The following is a 13,023-nucleotide window of genomic DNA, read 5'->3' as shown; positions in this document are numbered from 1 at the left end:
ATTGTAAGCCGGCATCATCACCGATGCCGGCCGCCCGCCGCCAGTGGCTAAGCGGTTCCACACCTCCAGAATGATCCAGATCAGCCCGATCAAGCCCGGCGTATCATGAAGGTCAGCACCCCGTCCGCCTCATCGGTCGACACCAGCGTATGGCCGGCCGATTGGCAGAAAGCCGGCACATCACGCCGGGCGGCTTTGTCGGTGGCCAGCAGGGTCAGCACCGCCCCCGGCGCCATGGCCATCAGGGCCTTGCGCGCCCGCAAGACCGGCAGGGGGCAAACCAGGCCCCGGGCGTCCAGGGACTTATGCCCGCTCATCGCCGCGCCCTCAGGGCGGCCACGCCCAGCAACAGCCAGCCCAGGATGAAGCTGGTGCCGCCCAGCGGCGCCACGGCGCCCAACGCGCTGGGCCCCCACCAGCCCAGACCATAGAGGGCGCCGCCGAACAGCAGGCAGCCCAGCAGGAATAGCCAGCCGGCCAGCGCCGCCAGGCGCGGGGGCAATCGATCCCCACCCAGGGCCACCGCCACCACGGCGGCGGCATGCATCAACTGGTACTGGCTGGCCGTCTGCCACAGGCCCACGGCGTGGGCGTCACGCACGGCGCCAAGGCCGTGCACCGCATAGGCGCCGGCCGCCACCGCCAGCGCGCCGATGATCCCCGCCACCGCCACCTGGGCGCGCGCAATCCCCGTCAGCATCCCCCGAACCCCTTCAGTCACAGGACAGTCGGGCCAGGATATGAGACGGCGGCGCCGGAACCGCAGCACCCCAACGCGAACGGGCCGCCCCCGGTGAGGGGACGGCCCGTCGTTGGACGTCGGGATGCAGCCCGGAGATTTTGGACCGCTGAAGCAGTCCTGAATCGAGGGAACCTATTAAACAGCCAGCTTGGCGGCGATCTGTGCCACGTGGGCGCCCTGGAAGCGGGCGCCGGCCAGTTCATTCTCGCTGGGCTGGCGCGACCCGTCGCCGTTGGCGATGGTGGTAGCGCCATAGGGGCTGCCGCCAGTCACCTGGGAGTTGTCGGTCTGGCCCTGGAAGCTGTAGGGCAGGCCCACCACCACCATGCCCTGGTGCAGCAGCGTGGTGTGGAAGGACAGGATGGTGCTTTCCTGGCCGCCATGCTGGGTGGCGGAGGAGACGAAGACGCTGCCCACCTTGCCGATCAAGGCACCCTTGAACCAGAGGCCGCCCGTCTGGTCCAGGAAGTTGCGCATCTGCGAGGCCATCATGCCGAAGCGGGTGGGGGTGCCGAAGATGATGGCGTCGTACTGCGGCAATTCATCCACCGTGGCGATCGGCGCCTCCTGATCCAACTTGATGCCGGCCTTCTGCGCCACCTCGGCCGGCACCAGCTCCGGCACGCGCTTCACCACCACCTCGGTGCCGGGCACGGACTTCGCCCCCTCGGCCACCGCCTTGGCCATCGTCTCGATATGGCCGTAGCTGCTGTAGTAGAGGACGAGAACCTTGGCCATTGCCATCTCCATCAAAGAAAGGGTTCAGCCGGCGTTGGTGCGGGGTGCAGCGCCCGGTGTTGCGATGAAGGAACCATACCCGTGTTCCTGGTTGCCGATAATCAGGCGACTGGGCATAAAATTGTTCCGCCCCCCGCAACAATTCCGGCACAACCCGCGAGGATCACCATGGACCGGCTGGACGACATGGCCCTGTTCGCCCGCGTGGCGGAAACCCGCAGCTTCACCGTGGCGGCGGCCAAGCTGGGCCTGTCCCGTTCCGCCGCCAGCCGGCGCATGACGGACCTGGAGGCGCGGCTGGGCGCCCGCCTGCTGAACCGCACCACGCGGCGCATCAGCCTGACCGAGGCGGGGGAGACCTACCTGGCCCGCGTGCAGCAGATCCTGGCCGACGTGGACGACGCCGACCGCTCCGTCGCCAGTCTGCACGCGGCGCCGCGCGGGCTGCTGAAGGTGGCCGCCCCCATGAGCTTCGGCATGCAGCACCTGGGGCCGGCCATCGCCGACTTCCTGTCCGCCTTCCCCGACATCGAGGTGGAGATGGACCTGAACGACCGCTTCGTCGACCTGGTGGATGAAGGCTACGACGTGGCGGTGCGCATCGGGCAGCTGAAGGACAGTTCCCTGGTGGCCAAGCGCATCTGCCCCGCCCGGCTGGTGCACGCCGCCAGCCCGGCCTACCTGACCCGGCGCGGCGTCCCCCGCGCGCCGGAGGATTTGGCCCAGCACGACTGCCTGATCTACACCAACATCCCGCAGGGGGCGCAGTGGCCGTTCCGCACCACGCCGCTGACGCCGGGAGCGGCGCGCGGCGGCAACCATGACCCGGACGCCGCCACCCGGCTGGTGAAGGTCAACGCGCGGCTGCGCGCCAACAATGGCGACGTGCTGTTGGAGGCCGCCTGCGCCGGCGTGGGCATCGTGGCCCTGCCCACCTTCATCTGCGGCAAGGCCCTGGCGGAGGGCCGGGTGGTGCCCATCCTGCAGGAATGGGCGGTGACGCGCAGCGCCATCAACGCCGTCTTCCCGGCCAACCGCCACCTGTCATCCAAGGTGCGCGTCTTCGTCGACTTCCTGGCCGACCGCTTCGGCCCCAACCCCTACTGGGATGCGGGATTGAAGCTGGGGTAAGCGTATGCAGGTTCCCTCAATCGCCGGGCGCCAGCATCCGCTGGCTTGGCTATTCCTCGCGTTTCAGTCCGCTTCGCTCCCCAAAACGCTCCGGCGGACGCGGTCGCGCCCCACATCGGCATGAGGCCTCCTCATGCCGATGACCGCGATCCAATTGGGGGGGAAGGGCGGATGCCCCGCCGGCGCTTGAGGCGCACCAAAAAGAACAAACCCCACAAATTAAAAACGGCGGATCAGGTTTGGGCCCCTGGGGGCATCCATCCTGGTCCGCCGTTTTTTCTCAGTCGGATGGGCAAAAGCCTCGAAACCGCATCTAGGGCGGCCGCTTTGCCGCGATAGATCCGACCGTGTTTCCGGACGTCCCACCATGCAGGGGGTTTCGTTCGGTTCAAGCGCGGGCTGGTGCGCCCGCCTCCTGAAACAAAGCGTGCGCCCTTGGCCGCGGGGGGTCAAACGGCGATCGCTCATGCCGCACAGCAGCGGCTACCCGCCCTGGTCATACCGGGTTAACAACCATCCGGCCGCGCCCTTGATTTGCCGCCGGCGGGGTAACCCGGAATGCGACACGCATTTGCTGCAACCCGCCCACACGGGCGTGTCATATGCCGCGCCGCATCACCGCTTGACATGGAAAGGGGAGTGGTTACTTAAAGGGTACTGATTTAGTCCGGATTGGCGGACTGAACCATTCAGCCACCAAGGGGGCCCGCACATCCCCCGGGTGGCGATCCGCAGCTAAGGTGACAGGCACTTGATCCGGCTGAGCAAATTGACCGACTACGCCGTCGTGGTGATGACCGCGATGATGCATGGCGAGGGCGGGTCGCATACCGCCACCTCGCTGGCGGAGCGTACCGGCCTGCCGGCGCCCACGGTGTCCAAGATCCTGAAGCTGCTGGCCCGCGACGGGCTGATGGCCTCGCACCGGGGGGCCACCGGCGGTTACCGCCTGGCCCGCCCGCCAGAGGCCATCAACGTGGCGCAGATCATCGCCGCCATCGACGGCCCCATTGCCCTGACCGACTGTGTCGAGGGTTCGGCCGGCGCATGCGGGGTGGAAAGCCTGTGCCCGCGCAAGGGCAACTGGGACCGGGTGAACCGCGCCGTGCGCGGCGCCTTGGAGGGCGTCAGCCTGGCCGACATGGCCCGGCCGATGTTCGCCGACCCCGTGATGCCCCCCAAAGCGGCGCCGGCCCTGCCGGCCGCCGCCGACGCTATTTGAATTCGAGGAAGAGCGAGACTATGGCCGCCACCGAACAGACCGTCGAACAGGTCCGCGCCGTCACGGAGCAGAAGTACAAGTATGGCTTCACGACCGAGATCGAGTCCGACCTGGCGCCCAAGGGCCTGAACGAGGACATCGTCCGCTTCATCTCCGCCAAGAAGGGGGAGCCGGAGTGGCTGCTGGAATGGCGCCTGCAGGCCTATCGCCACTGGCTGACGATGGAGGAGCCGACCTGGGCCATGGTCGATTTCCCCAAGATCGACTACCAGGACAGCCATTATTACGCGGCACCCAAGGCCGCCAAGGATAAGCCCAAGTCCCTGGACGAGGTCGATCCCGAGCTGCTGGCGACCTATGAGAAGCTGGGCATCCCCCTGAAGGAACAGGCCATCCTGGCGGGCGTCGAGGGTGCGGGCGACATGCCGGCCGTGGCCGTGGACGCCGTGTTCGACAGCGTGTCGGTCGCCACCACCTTCAAGAAGAAGCTGGAGGAGAAGGGCATCATCTTCTGCTCCATCTCCGAAGCGATCCGCGAGCATCCGGAGCTGGTGCGCAAGTACCTGGGCTCCGTCGTGCCCTATTCCGACAACTACTACGCCACGCTGAACTGCGCGGTGTTCACCGACGGCTCCTTCGTCTACATCCCCAAGGGCGTGCGCTGCCCCATGGAGCTGTCGACCTACTTCCGCATCAACGCGTCCAACACCGGGCAGTTCGAGCGCACGCTGATCATCGCCGACGAGGGCAGCTACGTCAGCTACCTGGAGGGCTGCACCGCCCCCATGCGCGATGAGAACCAGCTGCACGCCGCCGTGGTGGAGCTGGTCGCCCTGGATGACGCCACCATCAAGTATTCCACCGTCCAGAACTGGTACCCAGGCGATGAGAACGGCAAGGGCGGCATCTACAACTTCGTGACCAAGCGCGGCGCCTGCCGGGGCAGGAACTCCAAGATCAGCTGGACGCAGGTGGAGACGGGGTCCGCCATCACCTGGAAGTACCCCAGCTGCATCCTGCAGGGCGACAATTCGGTGGGCGAGTTCTACTCCGTCGCCATCACCAACAACTACCAGCAGGCCGATACCGGCACGAAGATGATCCACATCGGGAAGAACACCCGGTCGACCATCGTGGCCAAGGGCATCTCCGCCGGCAAGGCGCAGAGCACCTATCGCGGCCTGGTGCGCATCCTGCCCAAGGCGGAAGGTGCGCGGAACTACACCCAGTGCGACAGCCTGCTGATCGGCGACAAGTGCGGCGCCCACACGGTGCCCTACATCGAGAGCCGCAACCGCACCGCCCGGGTAGAGCATGAGGCCACCACCGCCAAGATCAGCGAGGACCAGCTGTTCTACTGCCGCGCCCGCGGCCTGTCGGAAGAGGACGCCGTGGGCCTGATCGTCAACGGCTTCTGCCGGGAGGTCCTGAAGGAACTGCCCATGGAGTTCGCGGTCGAGGCGCAGAAGCTGGTCGCCATCAGCCTGGAAGGCAGCGTGGGCTGAGGCCGCAATCCTCGCCCCTGCCCGTTACGAAATTCGGTTTCAAGGAAGTACACGATGCTGGAAATCAAGAACCTGCACGCCACCGTCGACGGCAAGGAAATCCTGAAGGGGATCAACCTGACCATCAACCCGGGCGAGGTGCACGCCATCATGGGTCCCAACGGCTCCGGCAAGAGCACGCTGTCCTATGTGCTGTCCGGCCGCGACGGTTATGAGGTGACCGAAGGTTCCGTGACCTTCCAGGGCAAGGACCTGCTGGCCATGGAGGCCGAGGAGCGGGCGGCGGAGGGCGTGTTCCTGGCCTTCCAGTACCCGGTGGAAATCCCCGGCGTATCCAACACCACCTTCCTGAAGACGGCGCTGAACGCCGTGCGCAAGCACAAGGGCCTGCCCGAGCTGGACGCCATGCAGTTCCTGAAGCTGATCCGCGCCAAGGCCAAGGCCTTGAACATGAACGACGACATGATCAAGCGCGCCGTCAACGTCGGCTTCTCGGGTGGTGAGAAGAAGCGTAACGACATCCTGCAGATGGCCATGCTGGAGCCCAGCTTCGCCATCCTGGACGAAACCGACAGCGGCCTGGACATCGACGCCTTGAAGCTGGTGGCCGATGGTGTGAACAGCCTGCGCAGCGCCGAACGCTCCATGCTGGTCATCACCCACTACCAGCGCCTGCTGAGCTACATCGTGCCCGATCATGTGCACGTCCTGGCCTACGGCAAGATCGTGCGCAGCGGCGGCAAGGAGCTGGCGCTAGAGCTGGAAGCCAAGGGCTACGCCGAATTCGGCTCACCCGAAGCCGCCTGAGGGGTGCGTTCCATGGCCGCCATCGCCACCCTGAAAGATTTGTACGAAACCCTGAGCCCCGGCCTGCCCGGTGCCGGTGCCGCCGGCCTGGACCGGCTGCGCGCCGATGGCTATGCCCGCTTCCTGTCGGACGGTGTGCCGACGCCCAAGGTTGAGGGCTGGAAGTACACCAACCTGCGCGACCTGGCGGGCGTCAGCCTGGCGCCCGCGCAAACCACCGCCGCCAACACTGACATCGAATTGCCCAGCGTGGCGCCGGGCAAGACCCACCGCCTGGTGTTCGTGGATGGTGTGTTCAACGCCGCCCTGTCCGCCGTGGGCACCCTGCCCCGGGGCGTGACCCTGGACAGCCTGCGCGACCTGATCGAGTCCTCCCCCGCCACGGCGGCGGAGGTGCTGGAGCGCTTTCCGGCGCCCAAGGCCGACACCGGCCTGCGCGTCGGTCCCAACCCCGGCCGTGGCCAGTCGGGCGGCCTGGTCGGCCTGAACGGCGCCTTCCTGGCCGAGGGCGCGGTGCTGACCGTGGGTGAGGGCGTGACGCTGGCCCAGCCGGTGGAGATCGTCTTCGTCGCCGCCGCCGCCGACGGCACCTGGCACCCCCGCCTACTGATCGACGTGGCGGCGGGCGCTGAGGTCACGGTGGCCGAGCATCACGTGGCCCGGGGTGGCGGCGCCACCTTCGCCAACATCGTCAGCGGCGTTCGCGTCGCTGAGGGCGCCACCCTGCGCCACGCCAAGTTCCAGGAGGAGGCGGAGACGGCCCTGCACCTGGCCAGCGTCACCGCCACGGTGGCGGCATCCGCGACCTATGAGACCTTCATCCTGACCACCGGCGGCCGCCTGGCCCGCACCGACGTCCAGGTGCGCCTGGAAGGGTCGGGCGCCAGCACCCGCGTTTCAGGCGCCTATGGCGTGGACGGCAGCCGGCATGCCGACTTCACCAGCCTGATCGACCATGTGTCGCCCAACTGCACCAGCCGCGAGGTGGTGAAGGGCGTCATCGACGGGCGGGGCAAGGCCGTGTTCCAGGGCAAGATCATCGTGCGGCCCGACGCGCAGAAGACGGACGGCCACCAGTTGAACCGCGCCCTGCTGCTGTCCGACACCGCCGAGATCGACGCCAAGCCGGAGCTGGAGATCTACGCCGACGACGTGAAGTGCAGCCACGGCGCCACGGCGGGCGAGCTGGATGAGGAGGCGCTGTTCTACCTGCGCGCCCGGGGCATCCCGGCCGACACCGCCCGTGCCCTGCTGATCGCCGCCTTCCTGGACGAGGTGGCGGGAGAGATCGGCGACGCGGCCCTGCGCGCCTATGCGACGGCCCGCATCCAGGACCGTATCGGACGTCTGACGGGCATCACTGTCGACGCCGTGGATGCGGCGGTAGAGGAGTGACCTCATGGACACCCGCTTAACCAACGCCCCGTATGACGTGGAGAAGATCCGCCAGGACTTCCCCATCCTGACGCGCCTGGTGCATGAGAAGCCGGGCCGTCCGGGCAAGCCGCTGGTCTATCTGGACAATGCCGCCAGCGCACAGAAGCCCCGCGCCGTAATCGACGCCATGGCCAATTTCATGGCGCACGACTACAGCAACGTCCATCGCGGCGTGCACTACCTGTCCCAAGTGGCGACCACCCTGTATGAGGCGACGCGGGTCAAGACGGCCACGTTCCTGAACGCCCCTTCACCCGACACCATCGTGTTCACCCGCAGCGCCACCGAGGCCTTCAACCTGGTGGCCAGCAGTTGGGGCGGGACGCACCTGAAGGCGGGTGACGAGATCATCCTGAGCGTGATGGAGCATCACGCCAACATCGTGCCCTGGCAGCTGCTGCGCGGCCGCACCGGCATCGTCATCAAGGTGGCACCGGTGCTGGACGACGGCACGCTGGACCTGGACGCCCTGGCCGACCTGCTGAAAAGCCCCAAGGTCAAGCTGGTGTCCATCACCCATGGCAGCAACGTGCTGGGCACGGTGACGCCGGCGGCGGAGATCGCGCGCATGGCCCACGCGGCCGGCGCCAAGGTGCTGTTCGACGGCAGCCAGGCGGCGGTGCACATGCCGGTGGACGTGCAGGCCATCGACGCCGACTTCTACATCATGACCGGGCACAAGCTGTACGGGCCCACCGGCTTCGGCGTGCTGTACGGCAAGGCCGACATCCTGGAGTCCATGCCCCCCTATCAGGGTGGCGGCGACATGATCCAGACGGTGACGTTTGAGGAGACCACCTTCCGCGAGGTGCCGCACCGGTTCGAGGCCGGGACGCCGCCCATCGTGGAGGGCATCGGTTTCGGCGCCGCCATCGACTATGTCACGGCCCTGGGCATGGGCGCCATCCATGCCCATGAGCAGCGCCTGCTGGCCTATGCCACGGAGAAGCTGCGGGCCATCGACGGTCTGCGCCTCATCGGCACCTCGCCCACCAAGGCCGCCATCCTGTCCTTCACCATCGAGGGCGTGCACCCGCACGACATCGGCACCCTGGTGGACCGGGCCGGCGTGGCGGTGCGGGTGGGCCGGCATTGCGCCGAGCCGCTGATGGACCGTTTCGGCGTGGGCGCCACGGCGCGTGCCAGCTTCGCCCTGTACAACACCGAGGCCGAGGCCGACGCCCTGGTGGACGCCGTGCGCGCGGTGAGGGAGTTCTTCAACTGATGTTCGACGATCTGCGCGACCTGTACCAGGAAGTGATCCTGGACCACGGCAAGCATCCCCGGAACTTCGGCAAGCCGGAGGCCTTCAACCGCATGGCCCGGGGCGAGAACCCGCTGTGCGGCGACAAGATCAACATCTATCTGATGATCGGGCCGGACGGCCGGGTCATCGAGGCGCATTTCGACGGCCGCGGCTGCGCCATCAGCCAGGCCAGCGCCTCGCTGATGACGGAGACGCTGAAGGGCAAGACGGAAGCGGAGGCCGAGGCCCTGTTCGGCCACTTCCACGACATGTGCACCAAGGACGACCATGAGCATACCGACCACGGGCCCCTGGACCCGGAGGCGGTGGAACGCCTGGACGTCCTGGCGGGCGTGCGGGAATTCCCCATGCGCGTGAAGTGCGCGACCCTGGCCTGGCACACCATGCACGCCGCCCTCAGCGGCGACGAAAAGACGACGACGGAGTAAGCGAGATGTCCGCCACCGAACGGCCCATCGCACCGGATGTTACCCTGCAGGCCCCGGCCACCATCGCGGAGGAGGACAGGCTGCCCGCCGACGCGCCCCTGGCCGACCGCATCACCGAGGCGCTGAAGACGGTGTACGATCCGGAAATCCCGGTCGACATTTATGAACTGGGCCTGATCTACCGCTGCGACGTCGACGCGGAAGGCCAGGTCGAGATCGACATGACCCTGACCGCCCCGGGCTGCCCGGTGGCGGGCGAGATGCCGGGCCAGGTGCAGGGCGTCGTCGGCGGGGTGCCCGGGGTCAAGGACGTGACCGTGAACCTGGTGTGGGAACCGGCCTGGAACCCCAGCCTGATGTCCGACGAGGCGCGCGTCGCCCTCAACATGTTCTGACGTGGGGAGATCTGAATCATGAGCCGCATGGAACGCCCTAAAGCGATGAGCCTGACCGACGCCGCCGCGACCCGCGTGAAGGAGATCATGGCCCAGCGTGAGACGCCGGCCGTGGGCCTGCGCGTCGGCGTGAAGGCGCGCGGCTGCTCCGGCCTCAGCTACTTCGTCGAGTATGCCGACGCCAAGAAGCCGTTCGAGGAAGTGGTGGAGGAGAAGGGCGTGACCCTGCTGCTGGACCCCGCCTCCACCATGTTCCTGCTGGGCACGGAGATGGACTACAAGGAGGACAAGTTCCAGTCGGGCTTCGTCTTCACCAATCCGAACGAGAAGGGCCGCTGCGGCTGCGGTGAGAGCTTCACCGTCTGACCGGTCCGTCACCCATCCTGGAGTTTGGCGCCAAGGGCGCGGCGGGCCTCCCCTGCCGCGCCCTTGGCGTTTCCAGGCCCCCGGAGCGATTAGAGCGGGATGAAATAAGGCTGATTCAGGATTGGATTCCCAACGAGCTTGGAATGTGATTCAAGGTTACCGGTTTGATTTATATGGGGCCGGGAACGATGGGTCGTCCGTACTCGATGGATCTTCGTCAGCGCGTTGTTGACGCGGTTAAGCTTGATGGCCTGTCACGCCATCAGGCCGCGAAGCGGTTTGGCGTTGCGGTGAGCACGGCGATCAAATGGCTGGAGCGCGAGGCGGTAACCGGCAGCGTGGCTCCTGGTCAGATGGGAGGGCATAAGCCGAAGGCGATCTCCGGGGAGCACCGGGACTGGCTGCTGACGCGCTGCGCCAGCGGCCCGTTCACCTTACGTGGTCTTGTCCGCGAGCTGGCGGACCGGAATTTGAAGGTGGACTACCGCTCGGTCTGGGAGTTCGTGCATGCTGAGAAACTGAGTTATAAAAAAAGACGTTGGTCGCCACGGAAAGAAGCCGGCCGGACATCGCCCGCCACCGTGAGCGATGGCTGAGACTGCGACCGGGGATCGACCCGTCTCGATTGGTGTTCATCGACGAGACGTGGACCAAGACTAACATGGCGCCGTTGCGAGGCTGGGCCCCGCGTGGGCAACGGTTACCTGGTCCGGCCCCCTTCGGCCATTGGAATACCATGACCTTCATCGCCGCCCTGCGCCAAGATCGCGTGGATGCGCCGTGGCTGATCAAGGGGCCGATCAACGGCGAGCGCTTCAGGATCTATACCGAGCAGGTCCTTGTCCCGACATTGAAGCCCAACGACATCGTCATCATGGACAATCTCGGCTCACATAAAGGCAAGGCCGTCCGGGACGCCATACGGGCGGCCGGGGCCAGGGTGATCTTCCTTCCAAAATACTCACCCGACCTGAACCCCATCGAGCAGTTCTTCGCCAAACTCAAGCATCATCTGCGTCAAGCTCAAGAGCGATCTGCCGATGGCCTCTGTGCCGCCATCGGCAAAACTCTCCAAACCGTCACTCCCGCAGAGTGTTCAAACTACCTCGCCCATGCAGGGTATGTGCGAACCTAAAATCATCACGCTCTAATTAAAGCAAGTTTCCAATTTTCGCCGCACCTTCGGTTGATTATCGCTCTCATTCCCAAATGACCGATCACATCCCTATCCTCTTTGGTCGATCGAGTACTTAGAGTCCGCAATGAGTCCTTGGTCGTTTGGTCGGAGAATGAACTCTATACGAAAGATATGGACACACCCCCACGACATTACTTGGGACTGGGGCGCATCGTTAATCCCCCATTAAGCAGATTGCGGCAAGGTGTCGCAGTCCGGATGTCCTATCCGCCGCTTGATTGGAGAGATCGATGATCCGCTGGTTCGCTAATCTGAAGCTTGTCGTGAAGCTGGCCATTCCCCTGGGCCTGATCGCCGTCGTGGCCGTGGGCATTGTCATCATGGCCAACCGGGGTATGAACCAGCTGAACGACGCCATCAACCATGTCATCGAGGTTGACGCCACCCGTCTGGCGCTGGCGCTGCAGACGCAGGGCCTGGTGAACGGCGCCACCGTGGACGCCAAGAACATGATCCTGGTGGATGCCGACGCCCCCAAGTTCGAGAAGACGTACCGTGAGAAGATCGCCAAGGCCCAGGCCAACATGGACAAGCTGATCAGCCTGGCGGACACGCCGGAGCGGCGCGCCACCAACGAGAACCTGAAGCAATTGCTGGAGGCCTACATCGCCGCCAACGAGCCGTCCGTCGAGGCCGCCCGGCGCAACGACGACGCCACCGCCACCAAGATCTCCATGGGCACCGCCCGTGACGCCCGCGTCGCCATGCTGGACGCCCTGCAGAAGCGGGTGGACACCAACACTGCCACCATGGACAAGGCCAAGGTGGACACCGACGTTCTGACCGACACCGTCGACAACACCCTGATGACCCTGGCCGGGACCGGCCTGGTCAGCAGCTTCGGCCTGATGGCGGCCATCGTCATCTTCCTGACCGTCCGTCCCATCGGCCAGGTCACCGGCGCCATGAGCGCCATCGCCGACGGCCGGCTGGAGACCGAGGTGCATGGCGCCGACCGCCGGGATGAGGTGGGCGCCCTGGCCAAGGCCCTGCTGATCTTCAAGGACAACGCCCTGGCCGTCCGCCGGCTGGAGGCCGAGCAGGCCGAGGCCAAGACCCGCGCCGAGGCGGAGAAGCGCCAGGCCATGGAACGCCTGGCCGGCGATTTCGAGCGCACCATCATGGGCGTGGTCAACGGCGTCACCTCCTCCTCCGCCGAAATGCAGCAGGCCGCCCAGAGCCTGTCCGCCACGGCCGAGCAGACCACCCGCCAGGTGACCTCCGCCGCCAGCGCGGTGGAAGAAGCCTCGCAAAGCGTGCACACCGTGGCCGCCGCCGCCGAGCAGCTGACCGCCTCCATCAACGAGATCGGCCAGCAAGTCACCCGCTCCACCGCCATCGCCGGCGAAGCGGTCGAGGAAGCCAGCCGCACCCAGGCCAAGGTCGAGTTCCTGGTCCAGGCCGCCAACCGCATCGGCGAGGTCATGACCCTGATCTCCACCATCGCCGGCCAGACCAACCTGCTGGCCCTGAACGCCACCATCGAGGCCGCCCGGGCGGGTGACGCCGGCAAGGGCTTCGCCGTCGTGGCGTCGGAGGTCAAAAGCCTGGCCAACCAGACCGCCAAGGCGACCGAGGAAATCTCCGCCCAGATTTCCGCCATCCAATCCGCCACCGGCGATGCCGCCACCTCCATCACCAGCATCGCCAGCACCATCGTCCGCATCAACGAGATCGCCAGCACCATCGCCTCGGCAGTGGAGGAACAGGGTGCGGCCACGCGGGAAATCGCCAGCAACGTTCAGCAGGCCGCCGTCGGCACGACGGAGATCGCCTCCAACATCTCC

General features: G+C 66.4%; 14 protein-coding genes. 11 read left to right on the top strand and 3 right to left on the bottom strand.

Annotated features, from left to right (window positions below; all coding sequences use genetic code 11):
* Positions 1–89: 89 nt before the first annotated feature.
* From I55_RS21600 to wrbA, 3 genes are all read right to left on the bottom strand, one after another.
* Entirely contained in the window at positions 90–317 is a 228-nt protein-coding gene (locus tag I55_RS21600) for a sulfurtransferase TusA family protein (protein ID WP_044562664.1), read from the bottom strand.
* Complete coding sequence (locus I55_RS21595; protein WP_083901313.1) at positions 314–700, bottom strand: DUF423 domain-containing protein; 387 nt, start codon at positions 698–700, stop codon at positions 314–316. Before I55_RS21595 ends, I55_RS21600 begins: the two co-directional genes overlap by 4 nt.
* 177 nt (positions 701–877) lie before the next feature.
* On the bottom strand, positions 878–1,480 hold the full coding sequence (wrbA, locus tag I55_RS21590; protein ID WP_044562663.1) for an NAD(P)H:quinone oxidoreductase: 603 nt from the start codon (positions 1,478–1,480) through the stop codon (positions 878–880).
* A gap of 168 nt (positions 1,481–1,648) precedes the next feature.
* Here wrbA and I55_RS21585 point away from each other — a divergent pair, with 168 nt between their 5' ends.
* The 11 genes from I55_RS21585 to I55_RS21530 form a co-directional block, all read left to right on the top strand.
* A complete protein-coding gene (locus I55_RS21585) occupies positions 1,649–2,611 on the top strand; it encodes a LysR family transcriptional regulator (RefSeq protein WP_044562662.1) in 963 nt (320 codons plus the stop codon).
* A gap of 751 nt (positions 2,612–3,362) precedes the next feature.
* Entirely contained in the window at positions 3,363–3,833 is a 471-nt protein-coding gene (locus I55_RS21580; protein WP_044562661.1) for an SUF system Fe-S cluster assembly regulator, read from the top strand.
* A 20-nt stretch (positions 3,834–3,853) separates the two neighbouring features.
* Positions 3,854–5,338, top strand: coding sequence for a Fe-S cluster assembly protein SufB (gene sufB, locus I55_RS21575; RefSeq protein WP_044562660.1), 1,485 nt, complete (start codon positions 3,854–3,856; stop codon positions 5,336–5,338).
* Between the two features lie 54 nt (positions 5,339–5,392).
* Positions 5,393–6,145 (top strand): Fe-S cluster assembly ATPase SufC, encoded by a 753-nt coding sequence (gene sufC, locus I55_RS21570; protein WP_040846428.1) that lies wholly within the window; start codon positions 5,393–5,395, stop codon positions 6,143–6,145.
* Positions 6,146–6,157: 12 nt separating this feature from the next.
* Positions 6,158–7,540, top strand: coding sequence for a Fe-S cluster assembly protein SufD (sufD, locus tag I55_RS21565; protein ID WP_044562659.1), 1,383 nt, complete (start codon positions 6,158–6,160; stop codon positions 7,538–7,540).
* Positions 7,541–7,544: 4 nt separating this feature from the next.
* Positions 7,545–8,807: a cysteine desulfurase gene (locus I55_RS21560; RefSeq protein WP_044562658.1), complete on the top strand. Its 1,263-nt coding sequence runs from the start codon at positions 7,545–7,547 to the stop codon at positions 8,805–8,807.
* Complete coding sequence (sufU, locus tag I55_RS21555) at positions 8,807–9,277, top strand: Fe-S cluster assembly sulfur transfer protein SufU (RefSeq protein WP_044562657.1); 471 nt, start codon at positions 8,807–8,809, stop codon at positions 9,275–9,277. Before I55_RS21560 ends, sufU begins: the two co-directional genes overlap by 1 nt.
* A gap of 5 nt (positions 9,278–9,282) precedes the next feature.
* The gene (locus I55_RS21550) at positions 9,283–9,672 is read left to right on the top strand and encodes an SUF system Fe-S cluster assembly protein (protein WP_044562656.1); all 390 of its coding nucleotides are present in this window, start codon (positions 9,283–9,285) and stop codon (positions 9,670–9,672) included.
* Positions 9,673–9,690: 18 nt separating this feature from the next.
* Complete coding sequence (locus I55_RS21545) at positions 9,691–10,038, top strand: iron-sulfur cluster assembly accessory protein (protein WP_044562655.1); 348 nt, start codon at positions 9,691–9,693, stop codon at positions 10,036–10,038.
* 188 nt (positions 10,039–10,226) lie between these two features.
* Positions 10,227–11,173, top strand: a protein-coding gene (locus I55_RS34975) for an IS630 family transposase (protein ID WP_085939907.1) whose coding sequence is annotated in 2 segments (ribosomal slippage) — positions 10,227–10,566 and positions 10,566–11,173 — 948 coding nt in all. Because the reading frame shifts where the segments join, the coding sequence is not laid out codon by codon here.
* A 293-nt stretch (positions 11,174–11,466) separates the two neighbouring features.
* Positions 11,467–13,023 (top strand): methyl-accepting chemotaxis protein (locus I55_RS21530; RefSeq protein WP_049974371.1); only part of this gene is annotated, 1,557 nt, incomplete at its 3' end.

The sequence above is a fragment of the Azospirillum sp. B4 genome (assembly GCF_000333275.1).
Lineage (GTDB): Bacteria > Pseudomonadota > Alphaproteobacteria > Azospirillales > Azospirillaceae > Nitrospirillum.
The sequence above is the reverse complement of the archived record's forward strand: the minus strand, read 5'-3'. Positions and strand labels throughout refer to the sequence as shown.

Excerpts from the sequence above, each read along its gene's own strand:
- I55_RS21600 (WP_044562664.1), bottom strand. The coding sequence starts at position 317 with ATGAGCGGGCATAAGTCCCTGGACGCCCGGGGCCTGGTTTGCCCCCTG.
- I55_RS21595 (WP_083901313.1), bottom strand. The coding sequence starts at position 700 with ATGCTGACGGGGATTGCGCGCGCCCAGGTGGCGGTGGCGGGGATCATC.
- wrbA (WP_044562663.1), bottom strand. The coding sequence starts at position 1,480 with ATGGCCAAGGTTCTCGTCCTCTACTACAGCAGCTACGGCCATATCGAG.
- I55_RS21585 (WP_044562662.1), top strand. The coding sequence starts at position 1,649 with ATGGACCGGCTGGACGACATGGCCCTGTTCGCCCGCGTGGCGGAAACC.
- sufB (WP_044562660.1), top strand. The coding sequence starts at position 3,854 with ATGGCCGCCACCGAACAGACCGTCGAACAGGTCCGCGCCGTCACGGAG.
- sufC (WP_040846428.1), top strand. The coding sequence starts at position 5,393 with ATGCTGGAAATCAAGAACCTGCACGCCACCGTCGACGGCAAGGAAATC.
- sufD (WP_044562659.1), top strand. The coding sequence starts at position 6,158 with ATGGCCGCCATCGCCACCCTGAAAGATTTGTACGAAACCCTGAGCCCC.
- I55_RS21560 (WP_044562658.1), top strand. The coding sequence starts at position 7,545 with ATGGACACCCGCTTAACCAACGCCCCGTATGACGTGGAGAAGATCCGC.
- sufU (WP_044562657.1), top strand. The coding sequence starts at position 8,807 with ATGTTCGACGATCTGCGCGACCTGTACCAGGAAGTGATCCTGGACCAC.
- I55_RS21550 (WP_044562656.1), top strand. The coding sequence starts at position 9,283 with ATGTCCGCCACCGAACGGCCCATCGCACCGGATGTTACCCTGCAGGCC.
- I55_RS21545 (WP_044562655.1), top strand. The coding sequence starts at position 9,691 with ATGAGCCGCATGGAACGCCCTAAAGCGATGAGCCTGACCGACGCCGCC.